Genomic DNA, 16,678 nt, shown 5'->3' on the forward strand with positions numbered 1-16,678 from the left:
CTTGCGTTGTGAGAGTGCAAGGGCTTATATTTGTATGTAGATTTTAAAATGTTTATTAGGGAAGGAGAAAATGAAAAAAATTTCACTATTGTTTTTGATGGCGCTTTTTGCCATTTCTTGCTCGAAGGACGAATCTCGTTCCGAGAAAAAAGTGGACTTGTCGAATGTGGACGGAATGCAATCCGTTGAAGCGAGTCTCCCTGCGGAAAATGAAAATACTGTGCAAAATCAGGCGGAAGGCAAGGGTGTCCCTCCGAAGCCGGGTAAGCTCTATGCGCCTCCGAAACCAGCAACTAAAGGGCTCTATGACTTTAGCGAATGTAAAGCCAAGTATCCCGAAGGAAGTGAAGCGTACAAGGATTGCGTCAAGGCGAAGTATCCAAATTTGAAATTTGCGGGAGAAGAAAAGGTTGATCCTGATGTTGAAATGAAAATAGAAAAGGAAATGGAAAAAGAAGCGTTTAAAAATTTGAAAAAAGAGCAGAATAGATACAACGATTCATTAGCGCGATTGGGTGAAAGAACTGGCCCAAGGCAACCGGGCCCAGAGGGTGTTTTGAGAAATCTTATGATTAAGTGTAAGGAAAGAGGAGATTGCCCTCATGAATAAGTTGTTTTTGATTCTTATCGCGTTCATGTGGACGCTTCCTAGAGCGATTGTATTTTGTGACGATTTGGATCCCTATATAGAAAGTGGCTACAATAAAAATGAAGTAATATCTGCTATAGCAATAGACCGAGAAAGTCATTATGAAAGTGAATGCCTTGCGGAAGGTGATGCTGGTTCTCATTTTACATATTCATGGGAATTTGCTTCAACTTGTAGTGGGATGAGTGGCTCAAAAAATGGGTATGTTAAATCGACAGCAACATGCAATATTTGTACCGGACAATGGGCTCATGATGAACTTGAAGAAAATGAAAATGCTTGTCGTGAAGATTGTCGTACAAGTAATTATGTCTGTCGACCTCCGTCGTTTCCAGAACAGTGGGGTGGTGACATTGTAAAGAAAAATTCTAACGGAGGTGCTTGCGGTGACCTTCTTCCTAATTGCTCCGAATCCAGTTCATCTGAAAGCGTAGAATCCTCCTCTTCCGAGGAACCGGAATCTTCCTCAAGTGAGGGTGATGATTCGTCCTCTAGTTTTGAGGAACCCTCTTCCAGCGAAGATGTATCGTCTTCTTCTATGTATGGGCGGTATGATTTAGTTTATAGCTATGACGGTCTTTGTAATAGGAATGAACACATGGGTGTATATGGTTTTTATTATATATCGTATGGTACAGGAAAGCATTATATGCGAAAACCGGGCTTCGTTGGTCCCAAAAAGTTTCTATTCACGTGTTCTGGTGGCACAATGGAAATTAGGACGAATATACCCCAGGTATTCTCAAATTTTTTGCATATTGAATGTTATAATCCGAAAACCGAAGAAATGAGATTTTTAAATGTTCCTGACATTCCTGTCATGTATACATGCCCTGATGTGGAAAAATCTAGTATTGAAGGTTGCCCAACAGCAGAATCAGTTTACGGCGACGAACGAGTGATTACTCTGTCAGAGGATTTATACACTATCTATTATAGGACTCTGTCTGCGAACTTATACGATATCTATTATGCCTCTTCTGTATCGGGCGCGAGAATAGAAACTATGGGAGATGCCTACTACTTGCAAGATGATTATGCTAGACCTGGTTTTGATAGTTCTTATTATGATTGGTTTCCGTCAAATTATTCTAGGGTGGACTTATTCAATGAGCCGGAAGTGTTCGTTCTTTCAACGAATGCAAAAGAGCTGTGAAGACGAAGGTTGACTTCTTTTCAATGATAAAGGAAAAAGGTGGTAGTGTGAAGCAAGAAGAAAACCCATGGGATTTATATAGCCCATATGTTTTTTGGAATTTGCAGGTGGATATATCTGGTGAATATTACCGATCTCTAGGAATTTCGTCATATGAAGACTATTGCCGGTTCTATGAGGGTGAAAATGCTGTGTTTTATCAGTCGGATTCTCTGCTTTATGAGAAATATTACGATGAGGAAACTTCTCAAATCAGTAAAAAATATTTAACCCTTTATTATTGCGCTCCTCCGAAATCTTCCAGTTCCTCTGCAGAGGAGTCGTCCAGTTCAGAATCTTCGTCCTCTTTTGAAAAAAGCAGTAGTAGCGAGGAGTCGTCTAGTTCAGAACTGCCTTCTTCGTCTTCATTAAGTTCTAGCAGTGAAGAATCTAGTTCATCGTCCGAAGAGATTATTGTTGAAAGTAGTTCTGTTATGCCAGTTGATGAACCATTTGTTGCCGGAGCCGACCAGGTATATACTCCCGACCAGATTTTCAGTTCGGGACTTCAGAACATGGAACCGGGCGTCTGCTATTCTCTGAATCCTGACCGAGGCACTATTTACGGCTGGAACATCAGCTACAATGCAAGCGATTCATGGTGGTGGCGCAAAGTGGACTGTGAAACAGGCAAAAAGCCGGTCGAGAAAGGGATTGGCTTTTGCGCTGCGTTTCCGGGTTCTAAACCAGACAAAGTTTCTGCCTGTTATGCGCACAATGGGTCTTGTTATGTGTGCGATAACAGCAAGGACTACATAGATTGCAATGCAGATTGGCTATGGAATTACAATTTCCCCACTCACAGTTGGTTTAAACAGGTTGATTGCTACGACCCGTTTGAAGGGGAAAAAACAGAAGTTTGCTATGAAATTATTTTAGATGATGATGGGCTTTCTCTTTTAAAACAGCGGTCAGATGATGTTGAAACTGTTTATGTACCGTTCAATGATAACGATAAGGTGAATTTTATTAATAAAATTTATAATTATGACGCACTAGGCCGCATTGTAGCAAAAAACAAAATGAGCAAATACGGATCTTATTATACAAAGGTAGACATGTTTGTTTCTGAACACAATCAATTTTACCATGCGCTAAAAAAAGATAACGTTTGTAACGGCTATGTCAAAGGCGTTCCCTATATTACCTGGTGTGAAATAAACAAGGATTCGAACGGTGATTTTGAAGTTGTATACATTGAGGTTTCGATGCATATTAAATCTGATTCAATTCATAAAGAATGTGATGATGAACGTTTAATAGCTCATGAGACAGAACACAAAAAAATTTGGGATGATGAGAAAAATAATGTAAGAGATTCACTAGCGGTAACTATTCCTAAAAATTTAAAAACTAAAGATGAGTGTAATTTTAAAGCAGAAAAAGCGTGGCCTTATGTGAGAGATGCTTTATTTAATATGTATACAAGGCATAATAATTGGGACGATAAGGATACTAATAACGTTAGTCATGAACGGATCAATATTAGCGATAAAATGCGAAAACATAAAAATTCTTTCTATAATAGGTGCAAATAATTTTTTGATTTTATGAAAAATTACGATTTTTCCTTTCTGATTGCATGCTCTTTCATTTTTGCATCCGCTTGTCACGGCAATGGGATTGCTGAATTTTGTGCGCAATTTAATAAAGATTCTAATGAATACAGCCTTCATTTGGTAAAGAACTTAAATTTGAAACCGGACTCTAATTGGGTGTTTCCTGATAGTGTTTTATGTGATGTATATAACGGAGAACCAATTTGGGAAATAGAATATAGTCTTAATGTTCCACATGATTCTTCAGAAGTAGAACTTTTCGGTGGTTGTGTGGCTTTAGACGCAACTCCATCAAGCAACACTCTTTGTTTGAAACCTAAAGTAGTCATAATAAATCTTAATCCCGTAGATCGTGATGTACTTCATATTCATAAAAAGAATGCGGAAGAATCACTGTCATTTTATTATGGAAAAAAATTTAAAGGTTATTGGAGTGCAAGACTTTCAGGAACATCCTACGTATATGGAAAACAATTTGAAGCTGTTATAACTGGGCCCTGCAATATGAAGAAAAAAATTATAGCAGATTATTGTGTTGATCAATTTCATAGGCTTGTTTTAGAACAAGAGTATGATTACATCCCTCGCTATATTTTTGCTCCAGCAACCGAATGCCATTTCTGTAACAAAAATTACAGAGAAAAAATTTCCGCAAGCATAGCTTTCAAAAAAAGCAAATTTACTCCTATTGAAGAAATGCTGTATAAAAGTTGTGAGGATTATTCTTTGAAAGAGTCGTTTCCGTTGCCCCAAAGCATAAAAAAAGAAAAATCGCTTTACGGCAAGACATTTCTAATGAGAATAGAAGCCGAAATTCAAAGTGATAATACGCATCGCAAAGATTATTATGATGTAAACGTTCGTGTAAGTGGTCCTTGCAAGGAATAGGCATTTTATGGCGTGCGAAAAATAAGTAATCGTTGTCTTGATAAAAACAGGGAAAGTGAATGCTTGCTTTTAGACAATTGAGCAATAGATGGGTGATTTATAAACTTTGCATCTTTATCGCATGTGCGTTCGCATTTTGCAATGCTGCCGATTATCTAGATGAAAAATCTGATGATGATCCTATCTTTGCCGATTTTTGCTTTTATAAGGATTCAATTTCTTGGATTCATGGAGAGGATAGTGTTTACGTTCTAACTTATTATAAAATGAAGAACGAAATCACAATTTCAATCAATTTTAAGAGTACTACAGATTATTCATTTTTTTGGGTAAGTCTTCCGGATCTTGATAGAAATAAAATTATCATAAATCCTGTTCGAGGTACACAAGGAAGTGGCGCTGGATTTTATCGAGGTCGAAAATATTCAGATAATAGGACCGTATCTCCTTATGACCTAATTGACTTTTATATACTTCCAAAAGACTCCTTGTTCGTAAAATCGCTTCTTGGGACAAAGAACCGGTTGGAATGGGATTACCATCTTGATATGGGCAAACAGAAACAAAAAATATCTGGAGATAACATCATTTACATTTCCGGTTTCTGTACCGAGGAACAGTTGAAAATTATCAGAAAACGGAAAAAAGCTAACGGCAACTAATCTGCGATATTTTTTACTGAGAGCTTAGTTTAAGTGGATGCTAGTTAAACAAATGAAAAGAATAGCATTATTTATTTTTCTCATTTTCTATTGCCCTTTGCTAGCGGAGCCATTAGGTTTTGTTGTAGATTTTTGCTCTTTTCCTAGGGAAGATCGTTGCACGGATCAAAGAGAAATGCGTCAGATTGGATTGAAACTTGCTAATTTTGCGAAAATAGAACCACAAGTTGAACGTTTGTCTGAGTTCACTGTTGACTGTTCTCAACAATTTAGCACTTCTTTCATGTGGTCCGTTAGTCTAGAGTATCCCGATTTTCAGGAAATGGGTTGTCAATCATTCGGTGGAGGCATCTTATCTGATAATTGTCAGTCTACTAAGATTTTGAAATTAGTGAAAACTTCTGCATTAAAAAATTTAATAGTGTATTGTGATGAGAAAAAGATAGAGAACGAACTTGTGAACGCGAAAGATCGATTGTTTAGAATCAAGGCGAACATTTCGACAACTCGGTTTCAGCAGTCGCGAAAACCTTCAGAAAATGTGAGTGATTATCCTAAGGATTTAAACGGCTCTATTGAATTTAAGGGACATTATATAGGTGAATGTGATTCTACGGAATTGGTTGATGAATAAAAGAAGAGCATTAAGGAAGGCGAGATGAAAATATTCACATTCATTTTGATTTTACTTTTACCGGCGAGTATCTGGGCCGTTAGCTGGGCACAAACATTGTCGTCAAAAGAAGATATTGCGGAATTTTGCTTTCAAGTTGCAAAAGATGGTTCCCTTGATTTAAAAATCAAGCGCAATATAGACATTGAGTTGCCATTGCTTGAAGTTGATAAATTTGTAGTATGTGAAGACAAATGGCACCCACAAATGGACTTGGATGAAGTCTATGAAGTCGATTTCCCTGAAGAATGGAATTGCAATACCCTTGTCCCTCTTTGGTATATTAGAACATGCAAAGAACTTCAAGATTATTTTAGCAACAAGAAAATAACTAAACTGTCGCAAAATGTTTCTCATAATTGTGAAATCAGTGAAAAACAGATTGATGGGCGAATGCTTGAAGCGAGGTTTATTCTTGAAATAAAGAAAAATCCGGTGAGGATATTCTCAGAGATTCATTCATATAAATTCGAAAAACTATTTAGGGCGAAAGTAAGTGGTCGTTGTTCTGATGGAAAACAAGGAAAGTGAAAACTTGTTTGTTACGGTCTAGGAGGGTATAGTGATTATTACACATGTCCAACGGATTAGTTTATGGTTTGTTGCTCTTTTGGCTTTTGCCAATGCGCAAGAACCAATGTCTTCTTCATCAGAAGATGTATTTGGTGAATATTGTTTTGCTAAAGAAAAGTCTAAAGAGGGGACTATATGGAAATGGAAAAAATATAAGGGTAATCAGTCTTATCTATTTTCTTATATTCCATGTGTTTATAAGTATAAATATTCTTTTTCCCCTGACGATGGCATTGCAAATGGCGGATTATTTGGGCAAATGAGTAATAATTCAAACTATAATGAGAAAAAAGCATCAGGATGTTTAAAGGAAAATTTTGACAGAGAATATATTTCTTTGGATGAGATACAAAAGTCAACAGAGGCAGAACAATCTAAATTAACCAAAATCAAAAATACTTATTATGATCTAGATTGGGAAATCACCTACGACTCGAATTACGTTCGGCTTCATCATTCCGGTTCCACCAAAGTCTATATTTCCGGCTTCTGCACCGAGGAACAGTTGAAACTGATTAAAGAACGGCAAAAGAAAAATTAAGTTCTTTTTTAATTATTTGCGTTGCAATTTTTTATAGCAATATAGGCGCGACAAATGCCGTGAAGACGCCGGCGACGCCGATGGATAGGCTGCTCATGGCTCCCTGGATTTCGCCCATGGTCATTGCGGTGGATGTGCCAAGTGCGTGACTCGCTGTCCCGATGCCGACACCTTGCGCTACGGGATCTTTTATACGGCAGTACTTGCAGACGATTGGCGCCGTGACGGCTCCGGTGATCCCCGTGACGGTGATGGCGATGATGGTGATGCTCGGAATGCCGCCGATTTGTTCGGAAACGACGGAGCCCATCGGGATGGTGATGGATTTGGGAACGATGGAGAGCATCAGGGTTTCGCTCAAGTGAAAGAGCTTGCTTGTCGCAATGACGCAGAGAATGCTCGTGAGGCTACCGACACAGATTCCGGTGAGGATGGGAAGCCAATGCTTTTTAAGATGTTGAATTTGTTTGTAAAGCGGTACGGCAAGCACGACGGTGACGGGGCCGAGGAAAAACGAGATGTAGTCGCCGCCGACTTTGTACGTGTCGTAGCTGATGCCTGTCGCGCAGAGAAATCCGATGATGAGGACGTTTGCAATCAACAGCGGGTTGACCAGCGTGTGGCTGAATTTCTTATGGATTGCGACTCCACATTCAAATGCGATGAGGGTAAGGAGTATGCCGAAAAGTGGTGTGGACATGGCGGATTCTCCTTACCTTGTTTTCTCTTGCGGTTTACGCTTTCGCGAGAGAATCTGTACAGTCCAGCCGGTGGCGGCCATCGTGACGATGGTGAGCGCAATGCAAAGGATGAGTAGAAGCGGCCACTGGCTTAGGACTTCGTCACCCGCGACCATGATGCCGATACTTGGCGGCAAGAAGAAAAAGGGGAGCCTTTTGAGGAAGAAATCGCTGGTTTCCTTGATGTGGTCGACCTTGATGACTTTGAAGCAGAGCAACAGCAGCAAGATGAGCATCCCGAGGATGTTCCCGGGAATGGGGATTCCTGCATGCCGATGCAGAAGGTCGCCTGCGAGGCAGATTCCCAATATGACAATCAATTGAACGAGAATGGGCATGGCGCAAATTTAGCAATTATCCGTTTGGAGCCGTGCATTTCCTATATTTCGTTTCATGAAGATTGTTTTTATGGGTACGCCGGATTTTGCGGCACATTTCTTGGAGCATCTTGTTGCATCCGATAACGAAGTTCTTGCTGTTGTGACTCAGCCGGATAGGCCGGCCGGTCGTGGGCGCGTGTTGACAGCCCCTCCTGTGAAGGTGGCCGCCCAGAATCACGGGCTGCCGGTGTTGCAGCCGTTGGACTTGCATTCCCCGGAATTCGAGGCGGATCTCCGCAAGTTCGATGCCGACCTTTTTGTCGTTGTCGCTTACTCCATCTTGCCGAAGAACATTCTCGGCGTGGCGCGCTTTGGCGCTGTGAACGTTCACGGCAGTTTGCTCCCGAAGTATCGCGGTGCGGCTCCTGTCCAAAGGGCTATTGCCGATGGGCTTGCCGAAACGGGCGTGACGGTTTTCCGCCTGGACGAGAAAATGGACCATGGCCCAATTCTTGCGCAGCGTATGGTGGTTATCGACCATCAGGATACGACGGCGTCTTTGCTCGAAAAGATGGTTGCTCCCGGCTGCGAAGCTTTGGACGATGCGATTGCCCAATTGAACAATGGCTGCGAAAAGGATTTGACGCAGGACCATGCGCAGGCTTCCGGTGCTCCGAAAATCAAGAAGGAAGAAGGCCTGATCGATTTCTCGTTGCCGGCAAAGGTGATTCACAATCGCATCCGTGCGTTCAATCCGTGGCCGGGCGGTTACGGCAAACTCGGTGGACGCATGGTGTACCTCCGCAAGACCGACACTCCTGAAAACGGCCCGAAACTTGTTCCGGGAGAAGTCGCATTTGACGGTAAACGTTTCTTTGTTGGGACTGGCGACGGTGTGCTTGAAGTGCTTGAAATCCAGGCCGAGGGCAAGAAGCCGATGCCCGTTGCCGACTTCATGCGTGGAATCCAGAAGCGTGAGGAACTTGCATTTTGCTGACGGAACGTGAAGAGGCTTATCGAGTCCTGTTGCTTTGGCAGAAGGACGGCGCGTTTATCAAGGAAAGCGGGCTTTCCCCGTTTGCCATGGAGATTGCGCTCGGCGTGTGCCGTAGGCACTTGTATCTGGAATATTTTATCAAGACGCTGACCAAGAGGATGCCCGCACTCGAGGTGAGGATTGTCCTCGAGATGGGGCTGTTCCAGCTTTTCTTCATGGATGTGCCCGACTATGCGGCCATCAACTCGAGTGTTGAACTTGCCCGTTCCGCTAACCTCGGGAATGGTGCTGCAAGTCTTGTGAATGCTGTGCTCAGGGCTGCCCGCAAAGCGGGTGCTCCTGAACTTCCTCCGCAGCGCGTGCGTCGAGTCTCGATAGAAAATTCGGTGCCCGAATGGATTGTGCGCCGTTGGTTCGATATTTACGGTGGCGACGAAGCCGAAGCGATGGCCCGCGCCACTCTGGAACGCCCGACCGAATGGCTCCGCGTGAATTTGCAGAAGGCGAGCGCTCCCGTGATTGTGCAGCGCTTGGGAATTCCGGGGGCTTCGATCCTTTACGACCGCTTTGTCGAACTGCCGCATGATGCGGGTGTCAAGGCGATTCTTGCCTCTCCCGAATTTGTCGAAGGAAAAATCAGTTTCCAAAACCCGTCTGCTTACGAGGTCGTGAAACTTCTGGATGCAAAGCCGGGAATGAGTGTGTGGGATGCCTGTGCGGCCCCCGGCGGGAAGACTGCACTCCTTGCCGAAATGGATCCTTCGCTCGACATCCTTGCAACGGATTCTTCGGAACACCGCCTCGAAAAGATGAAGGACTTGATGGACCGCCTCGGCCTTACAAACGTCAAAATTGATTGCGCTGACGCCATCTCGCCTTCTTTCGTTCCTCATACCTCAAAGGGAGCCGAAGGCGACCGACCTCACAGCTCATACCTATTTGACCGTATCCTTCTCGACGTTCCGTGCAGCAACATGGGCGTTGTCGCGCGCCGTCCGGAATCGGTGTATCGCCTTACGCAGGAATCGCTCAAGGAATTGGCCGGTTTGCAGCTCCGCATTTTGGAAAGCGCGGCCCGTTTCTTGAAACCTGGTGGCCGTCTCGTGTATGCCACGTGCAGCCCGGATCCTATGGAAACGACTCAAGTCGTCTCGAAATTCCTCAAGGGACATCCTGAATTTGCGAAGGTGGGCGAGCCGGTACTCCCCGGAAAGAAAGATGCCCGTTTCGATGGGTTCTTTGCTCAAGCGCTTGAAAAGGTCGGGGAGGGCTAATGCGTTTAGTGCGGCTCTTGGCGATTCTTCTTGTTTTTGCCGTGTGTAGTTTTGCTGCGGAGACTCCTGCGCAGGATTCCGCTGCCTTGTCTCCATCGGACATTGCTTTCTCCCATGTGTCTATTTCTATTCAAGGTGGTGAAATTTACCCGTGGGGCGATTTGCTTGATGCTGTTGAAAACTCCGCTTATGTGGGCGTGGGGCTCCGCTATTCTTATTGGGAAAATTTTGATGGGATTTTGCATTTCGATTATACGTATTTCAAAAGTCGTATAAAAGAAGTCCCGTATCCCGGTGTCCATCAGGCGATGGGTCGCCTCGGCTTGGATTGGCATGGTCGCTGGATTAGCCCGGTCATGGTTGGTGCAGGATTCACTTGCAACTGGAACCGCTCCGATGGCGGTGACGATAAAGACTATGATTTGCCTGGCGGGACGCTTGTCGATAACGAGACCGAGTTCGGTTATTTTATCCATTTAAATGTGCCGTTCTTGAAATACGAACGTTTGCGAATCGGCTTTGACATGCTTTGGGAAGAACTTTGGACGTTGCCGAAACGTTCGGATATGCTGTCTGCCGGATTTTATGCTGAATGGAGGTTGTGGTAATGTACGTATCGACCTCGCATAAAATCGTTTTTAAATTTTTTGCGCTTGTGCTGTTTGCTGCCTTGCCTGCGTTTGCTTTGATTGAACCTGAAACAGAGGGGATGGATGCCGTTACCCGTGACGACGGTACATTCTTGGTGGGTGCACCGACGTATAGCTTTGATCGCGAAAATGGTGCAGGTGGCATCCATTCCGAAAGCGAACTCTGGACTCCCGAAAAATTGAGAATGCGTCTGCTGTTCAATCGTTTGTCTGGAACGCCGAACTGGACTCCGCGTGAACCGGCTTTGTGGTTACGGACGGGCAATGAACTGGGCGACATGATTTATCAGGATGCCCTTTACAAAAAAGAAGACCGCCCGAGTAACAGAACTCCGATTCTAGAAGGTGGTTTCCGTTCTCCCGCGTTTATGGGTTTGTGGGCTACTGCGCGACTCTTTCAGGTGGATGTTTATTCTGACGAATCCATGAAGGTGCGTAAAAAGCAGGTAAACGATGAATTCTCTTGGTTTGGCGAAAACTGGCCCATGTTCAGTACGGCTTACGGCGGGCTGGGTTATACCGGTCATGGTTTAGATGCTTCTGTAATTGCGGGCGAGGAATATCTGTGGGTGTTCGGGGAAAGTTCTCGCTGGATTCCGGTGCATTATTCTCCGAGGGTCGAAGCGCGTGCCGATTTCATGGACATCTCGCTTACGCTTGCTTACGAAAATGCTGAATATCAGAATCACAAGAAAAAAGAGACGGGAACCCGCACAGAATGGAATGGCTCCGTCTACTACCATTGTGGCAAACTTTGTAAGGATGGAATGTTCTGGTTCGGTACAGGTTTGCAATTCCGTACCGTGGAAGACGATGGCACTGTCTATACCGGGTTAGAAGATGACTTTGTCGTGTGGCCATTTGCCCAGTTGCGCGTGATGCCGCTGAATGCGTTGACTTTGGAAGTGATGTTTGGCGTGAACAATCGCGATTGGCTCTTGCAAGATAGCGTGGAGTACAAGGTTGATCCCCTGCCTCGTCTGGGATTGATTTTTGGCGAAAAGAATATCGCCGGAACGCGTTTAAACCCGATTGCCGATACGGAAGAATATTTTGACGGGGATACGATTAGCCTCGCTGCCGATGGCAGTATGCAGGTGCATGAACTTTATGTGCGTGCCGAAGATTCTCTGTCGGTGTTCCGCCTGGGGGCGCGTGTCGCGGGCTGGATTGAATATGGTGCCGAAACTTTCGATACGACGGGCTTCGTGAAAGCTGAGAACCTCATCTACCGTCATGGCGATGTGGACCGTATTCACGAATGGATTCAGGGCCTCTCAGGTGAAGTCTGGCTTGGCCTAGATTATGGCAAGATGTTCAGTTTTACAGCGCTCGGCGGTTATGAACACATCTGGGGACCGAGCCGTGAATTCGAGGTTTCTCCGGTTGAATATTATGCTGCGTTCGAAGGGGATTGGCTCTTGAACGGGACTTTCCGCATTGCCCATTCCTTGCGCTACCGCAGCGATGCGCGTTGGAACTTGCGCTCCTCCGACCCGATGGTTTTTAAGGGTGACTGGTATTGGGACGCCACATTTGAACAGCGCTTCCCGAAGTACGGAATTTTCTTGACCGGGACTTTGTTGCATGTCCTTACGGACGATGCGATACAGACTCCGAACGGGAGCTACGACCGGTTACGCTTTGTCTGCACGGTCCGCAAGACGTTCTAGTGCCTTCAAACTGAAACTGTTGGCGAACGTTTCTGAGGCTTTTGCTTTGGGAACCCAAGAATACGTGCTGGGAAGTTTTTGAGATTTGCTGGATTTCTTCAGCAAGACATGCAACACGTCGCATTCCATTTTGTGGACGGTGATATTGTGGCGGAAGCTTCCGCAATCGGTAATGCTTTCGACATCGTCTGCGTTGATGTAAGCCTCCGCTTTGGCCGGGAGGCCTGCGGTCGCTGTTTTGGCGCTTTCAAAATGGGGGAGTGATAGCTGCCCTTCGAGGAACGCTTGCCCGCTGCTGACCGCAAGAATTTTCCCGTCGGTGCTTTCGATGACAAGGACTGTGCCGTGCCAGTCTTTCTGGAGGCGCCTCCGGGTCGGCGGAAACTCGGCGACCCGGCCGTTCCTGTAGGAACGGCATGTGCCCGCGAGCGGGCACGAGGCGCATTGCGGATTCCGCGGCTTGCAGGTAGTGCGTCCCAACTCCATGAGGGCTTCGTTGTGCATGTAGCCTTTGGGTGCGTCCGCCCATTTTTTTGCATAGTCCCAGTACGTTTCGCTTTCTTTCTTGCTCGTGGGCAAGAAGGCGAGTTCGTATAGCCTGCTGAAGATCCTGACCAAGTTCCCGTCCAGGATGGCTTCGCGTTTGTGGAATGCAAGGCTTAGGATAGCTCCTGCCGTATATGCGCCGATACCGGGGAGAGCTTCGAGCCCCTTGCGTGTTTCCGGGAATTTGCCCCCCGCGTTGGCGATGAGTTTTGCGGTCTTGAGGATGTTCCTGGCGCGGCTGTAATAGCCAAGCCCTTGCCAGTAGCGGAACGCTTCGGCTTCGTCGGCTTTGGCTAATGCCTCGACCGTCGGGAAACGCTCCATCCAGCGGACAAAATAATCCCGCACGGTGGATACCTGCGTCTGTTGCAGCATGGTCTCGCTGATCCAGACAGCATAAGGGTCGCGTTTAGAATCTAAATCGGCATTGCGCCAAGGAAGCCCTGTCGCATTTTTCCTGAACCAGGTGCGTAGGGCTTCTTCTGGGGCGGCCTTTGAAACCTTAGATGCCGTAGGCTTCCTTCTTGAGCTGGCGGAAGTACTTGAACTGAGCCTTGGCTGCATTTTCGAGAGTGTAGATGCGGCTCTTGTCAAATACGCGCTTGCTCATGGCTTCGTATTCGTCCGGGTGGTTTTTCTTGAGGTCGTAGCACTTCTCGAGGGCTTCGAGCCAAGCTTCCTTGTCGAGCGGACGGATGAACCCGCAGGATTCTTCCTTGACAATGCTCTTGGGCCCGCCGAAATCGCTGACCACAGCGGGAGTGCCGCTGGCCATCGCTTCTACGACCACATTGCCGAAGGTGTCTGTTGTACTCGGGAACACGAGGTAGTCTGCGTCGGCGTACAGGCCGGCGAGCATTTCTCCGCCCTGTTCTCCGGCAAATAGGACTTCCGGATTATCCTTGTAGATGACCTTGAGTTCTTCGAGGTACCAGCCGTAGCCCACGAACATGAGTTGCACGTCGTCGTGGCGTTTTGCGAATTCTTTCCAGACTTCGTTCAAGAAGGGGATGTTCTTTTCTTTGGAAATGCGGCCGCAGAACAGGAAGCGTACGGCTTTTTTCTCGCCGAATTTTTCCCAGGTGCCCTTGTTTGCCCAACTCGGATTGAACTGGTCGAGCGGGAGGCCGCGGGGGAGCATCACGATCTTGTCTGCCGGGACCTTCAGTTGCTTCTTGAGAATTTCCACGTAGTCGTCGCAGGGGCTGATGACCGGGCGGGACATGGCGTAGAAAATGCGCATGAGCCAAAGGACGTACACATGCATCCACTTGGCCTTCACGAGGGTCTTCGTGTAGGTGGGCACGTCGGTGCGGTAGTGACTGAGTACTTTCACTCCAGCAAAGAAGGCGCAGAAGCGAACCAGCCAAGCGCCAGGGCTCGGGGTTTCAAGTTCAATGATGTCGACCGGGTAGCGCTTCAGTAGTCTAAGTACGGGGCCGATGCGCATGATGTCAAGTTCGCTGTTTGCATAGCCGAGCAGCTCCATACTGAATATGCGCGGCAGCAAAAAGCAGTAGCCGTTCTCGACCACGCCGCAGGGCCTTGTGTTGAAGGCAATGCCGGCAAGGCTAGCCTTCATACCGTGGGCGCGCATGTAGGGAACGATATGACGCAGGTTGTTCGCAATGCCGTTTGTTTCGTCGAGCAGGTCGCTGTAGAAGATGACGCTCACGTCGTCGGGATCGCGTTTCTTGCGTTCCTTGTTCATGTACCAGCGAAGTTTGAGCAACTTGGGAATGTTCAAGATGCATGTGCCGAACACGATGGGCGGAATCCAGCATGTGCGGATGTTTCCGGGGGGCTTGTGCTTCATTCCCCAGTATTTGCGGAATGTGCTGGTGACCGTCCTGCCGAATATGGGCGGGCGAGTGTCCACCACGTCGGTCTTAGCGTTGACCTTTGTTGAACGCAATACAGTCGTCATATTTGACTCCTTTCCCACCGAAAATGTCCAAGGCACTTCCGATAGTGAGGTCTACTTTGTCTTTTGAAATTTCTTTGCAGTGTTTCAGGTCGTCGAGGTTCTTGGCTCCACCGGCGTAGGTGACCGGAATCGGGCTGAACTCGGCTAGGAATCGGATGAGTTCGTCGTCCATTCCCTGCTGCTTGCCTTCCACGTCTGCGGCGTGGATTAAAAATTCATCGCAAAAGCCGGAGAGGCTTTGGAGCGTCTGCTCCGATATCTCTACATTCGTGAGCGTCTGCCAGCGGTTTATGGCGACGTTCCAGCTGGGGCGTTCTCCGCGGGAGGTGCTTTTGCAACTCAAGTCCAAGACGAGTCGCGAGCGCCCGATTGTGTTTGTCAGCAGGCGCAACCGTTCGTTGTCCAGTTCGCCGTTGGGGAATATCCAGCTCGTGACGATCACGTGGCTTGCTCCGGCGTCGAGGTATTCCTTCGCGTTGACGGCCGTGATGCCGCCTCCGACTTGAAGGCCGCCTTCGTAGGCTGCAAGGGCCGCCTTGGCTGCGGCTTCGTTGCCCTTGCCGAGCATGATGACATGGCCACCCTTGACTCCGTCGCGCTTGTACATCTCGGCGAATGATGCTGCGGACATGTCTGTTTCGAAATTCGTCTTGAGGCCGCTCCCGCTATCGGAAAGCGAACTGCCTACAATCTGCTTTACCTTGCCATCGTGGAGGTCTATGCACGGTCTAAACTTCGTCATCAGTCTTTACCTCCCGTTATGCACCAGTCTACGGTTTTGCCGTTGGTTGCTGTGCTTTTCCCGCGGTAGAACAGAATTTCACCTACAGCTATTTTGAAAGCCTTCTTGGCGAGCCATCCCTCGACTTTATCTAGGATGCTTGCTTTTTGGTAAGTCTTTGTTGCGGGGAATCCAAAGGATTCGCTGTCTTCGTTCCAAGAAAACTTGAGGTCTCCCTTGGGGAATTTTTCGCCCTTGTATTCCTTGCCGGCGTCGGTAATCGACTTTGCCGTCAGCGTATTTATCTTGTTCCCGTTCTTGTGGATGGCGTAACCGAATGTCTTACCGTCAGGCGTGATGTTGATGCGGCCTGCGTACAGGGCACCGCTTGCTGCCGGGTTGAAATTTATGGTGCGGTCGACAATCTTCGTGGCCTGCACGGTTTGCCAGGTTTGGTCCATGTAGGCGTAGCCTTTTACGTCCAGGGTGTCTTCGTTGTAGGCTATCTTGCCGGTAAAACGCCCGTAGGGAATGTGGACATATTGCCCGAACCGCTCTTTGCCGATTTTCCAGACTCCATCCCCGATAACCATGCCGGGTTCTGCGGAGTCGAAGGTGACATCGAGCAGGTATTTGCCGTTCTTGTCGGCACTGAAGAGAACGCGATGGCCTTTGCCCGGCTTGTTCTGCATCAGGTATTCGCCCTTGATGTCGATGGTCGAGGTGGCCTTGTCTTTTTTGAGCCTTTCCGGGGGATACTGCCTGCCGATGGTGTAGGTTTTGCCCTTGAAATTCCAGAAGGTCATGTCGCAGCCGATTTTTCTCCCTGAGCCAGGGACGACCATGAGCGTGTAATTGACGAAAGCGCGGGTCCCGTTGTCAAAGACGAACTGGTAAGACCATGTTTCGTTGAAATCTTCGGTCAGGGTGGGGTGGGGCATGAAATCGTCGGTAGAGGTCGGCCTGGATTGCCCTGCAGGGGCGGTAACGTCCATGGCGAAACACGCCTGGGCAAATACAATAGCCAAGAAAAGCGAAATCCTCTTTCCAAAAAAACTCATCAACTACAAAAATAAAAAAGTGAGCGGAC

The 16,678-nt window shown here is 46.9% G+C and carries 18 protein-coding genes; 12 read left to right on the plus strand and 6 right to left on the minus strand.

Annotation, left to right across the window (positions count from 1 at the left end; genetic code table 11):
• Window positions 1-70: 70 nt before the first annotated feature.
• Genes Q0Y46_RS00100 through Q0Y46_RS00135 form a run of 8 tightly spaced genes read left to right on the plus strand, consistent with a single transcriptional unit; the run spans window position 71 to window position 6,740 of the window.
• Complete coding sequence (locus tag Q0Y46_RS00100) at window positions 71-610, plus strand: hypothetical protein (RefSeq protein WP_297943500.1); 540 nt, start codon at window positions 71-73, stop codon at window positions 608-610.
• Complete coding sequence (locus Q0Y46_RS00105) at window positions 603-1,805, plus strand: hypothetical protein (RefSeq protein WP_297943503.1); 1,203 nt, start codon at window positions 603-605, stop codon at window positions 1,803-1,805. Before Q0Y46_RS00100 ends, Q0Y46_RS00105 begins: the two co-directional genes overlap by 8 nt.
• A gap of 47 nt (window positions 1,806-1,852) precedes the next feature.
• Window positions 1,853-3,382: a hypothetical protein gene (locus tag Q0Y46_RS00110; protein ID WP_297943506.1), complete on the plus strand. Its 1,530-nt coding sequence runs from the start codon at window positions 1,853-1,855 to the stop codon at window positions 3,380-3,382.
• A gap of 12 nt (window positions 3,383-3,394) precedes the next feature.
• A complete protein-coding gene (locus tag Q0Y46_RS00115) occupies window positions 3,395-4,291 on the plus strand; it encodes a hypothetical protein (RefSeq protein ID WP_297943508.1) in 897 nt (298 codons plus the stop codon).
• A 59-nt stretch (window positions 4,292-4,350) separates the two neighbouring features.
• Entirely contained in the window at window positions 4,351-4,953 is a 603-nt protein-coding gene (locus tag Q0Y46_RS00120) for a hypothetical protein (protein WP_297943511.1), read from the plus strand.
• A 52-nt stretch (window positions 4,954-5,005) separates the two neighbouring features.
• Window positions 5,006-5,587 carry a hypothetical protein gene (locus Q0Y46_RS00125; protein ID WP_297943514.1) on the plus strand — a complete coding sequence of 194 codons (582 nt, stop codon included), beginning with the start codon at window positions 5,006-5,008 and terminating at the stop codon, window positions 5,585-5,587.
• Between the two features lie 24 nt (window positions 5,588-5,611).
• Entirely contained in the window at window positions 5,612-6,157 is a 546-nt protein-coding gene (locus Q0Y46_RS00130; protein ID WP_297943517.1) for a hypothetical protein, read from the plus strand.
• Between the two features lie 31 nt (window positions 6,158-6,188).
• Window positions 6,189-6,740: a hypothetical protein gene (locus Q0Y46_RS00135; protein ID WP_297943520.1), complete on the plus strand. Its 552-nt coding sequence runs from the start codon at window positions 6,189-6,191 to the stop codon at window positions 6,738-6,740.
• A 31-nt stretch (window positions 6,741-6,771) separates the two neighbouring features.
• On the opposite strand, the gene Q0Y46_RS00140 is transcribed toward Q0Y46_RS00135, so the two are convergent.
• Window positions 6,772-7,440 (minus strand): LrgB family protein, encoded by a 669-nt coding sequence (locus Q0Y46_RS00140; protein ID WP_290956597.1) that lies wholly within the window; start codon window positions 7,438-7,440, stop codon window positions 6,772-6,774.
• A gap of 12 nt (window positions 7,441-7,452) precedes the next feature.
• Window positions 7,453-7,818 carry a CidA/LrgA family protein gene (locus tag Q0Y46_RS00145; protein ID WP_297943525.1) on the minus strand — a complete coding sequence of 122 codons (366 nt, stop codon included), beginning with the start codon at window positions 7,816-7,818 and terminating at the stop codon, window positions 7,453-7,455.
• Between the two features lie 55 nt (window positions 7,819-7,873).
• Between Q0Y46_RS00145 and fmt the strand changes: the two genes are divergently transcribed.
• The 4 genes from fmt to Q0Y46_RS00165 are packed head-to-tail and all read left to right on the plus strand — an operon-like array spanning window position 7,874 to window position 12,394.
• Window positions 7,874-8,797 (plus strand): methionyl-tRNA formyltransferase, encoded by a 924-nt coding sequence (gene fmt, locus Q0Y46_RS00150; protein WP_297943527.1) that lies wholly within the window; start codon window positions 7,874-7,876, stop codon window positions 8,795-8,797.
• Entirely contained in the window at window positions 8,791-10,071 is a 1,281-nt protein-coding gene (locus Q0Y46_RS00155; RefSeq protein WP_297943530.1) for a transcription antitermination factor NusB, read from the plus strand. The genes fmt and Q0Y46_RS00155 overlap by 7 nt, the downstream gene beginning before the upstream one ends.
• Window positions 10,071-10,679 carry a hypothetical protein gene (locus Q0Y46_RS00160; protein WP_295678344.1) on the plus strand — a complete coding sequence of 203 codons (609 nt, stop codon included), beginning with the start codon at window positions 10,071-10,073 and terminating at the stop codon, window positions 10,677-10,679. The genes Q0Y46_RS00155 and Q0Y46_RS00160 overlap by 1 nt, the downstream gene beginning before the upstream one ends.
• Window positions 10,679-12,394: a hypothetical protein gene (locus Q0Y46_RS00165; protein WP_297943533.1), complete on the plus strand. Its 1,716-nt coding sequence runs from the start codon at window positions 10,679-10,681 to the stop codon at window positions 12,392-12,394. The genes Q0Y46_RS00160 and Q0Y46_RS00165 overlap by 1 nt, the downstream gene beginning before the upstream one ends.
• Here the strand turns inward: Q0Y46_RS00165 and Q0Y46_RS00170 are convergent.
• The 4 genes from Q0Y46_RS00170 to Q0Y46_RS00185 are packed head-to-tail and all read right to left on the minus strand — an operon-like array spanning window position 12,359 to window position 16,616.
• Window positions 12,359-13,504, minus strand: coding sequence for an A/G-specific adenine glycosylase (locus Q0Y46_RS00170; protein ID WP_297943536.1), 1,146 nt, complete (start codon window positions 13,502-13,504; stop codon window positions 12,359-12,361). The two genes, Q0Y46_RS00165 and Q0Y46_RS00170, sit on opposite strands and share 36 nt — an antisense overlap.
• Window positions 13,443-14,867 carry a glycosyltransferase gene (locus Q0Y46_RS00175; RefSeq protein WP_295678349.1) on the minus strand — a complete coding sequence of 475 codons (1,425 nt, stop codon included), beginning with the start codon at window positions 14,865-14,867 and terminating at the stop codon, window positions 13,443-13,445. The genes Q0Y46_RS00170 and Q0Y46_RS00175 overlap by 62 nt, the downstream gene beginning before the upstream one ends.
• Window positions 14,830-15,609 carry a phosphoribosylformimino-5-aminoimidazole carboxamide ribotide isomerase gene (gene hisA / locus Q0Y46_RS00180; protein ID WP_295678351.1) on the minus strand — a complete coding sequence of 260 codons (780 nt, stop codon included), beginning with the start codon at window positions 15,607-15,609 and terminating at the stop codon, window positions 14,830-14,832. Before hisA ends, Q0Y46_RS00175 begins: the two co-directional genes overlap by 38 nt.
• Window positions 15,609-16,616: a hypothetical protein gene (locus Q0Y46_RS00185; protein WP_297943540.1), complete on the minus strand. Its 1,008-nt coding sequence runs from the start codon at window positions 16,614-16,616 to the stop codon at window positions 15,609-15,611. The genes hisA and Q0Y46_RS00185 overlap by 1 nt, the downstream gene beginning before the upstream one ends.
• Window positions 16,617-16,678 lie beyond the last annotated feature (62 nt).

It is taken from the genome of uncultured Fibrobacter sp. (assembly GCF_947305105.1).
In the GTDB taxonomy this organism is placed as follows: Bacteria; Fibrobacterota; Fibrobacteria; order Fibrobacterales; family Fibrobacteraceae; genus Fibrobacter.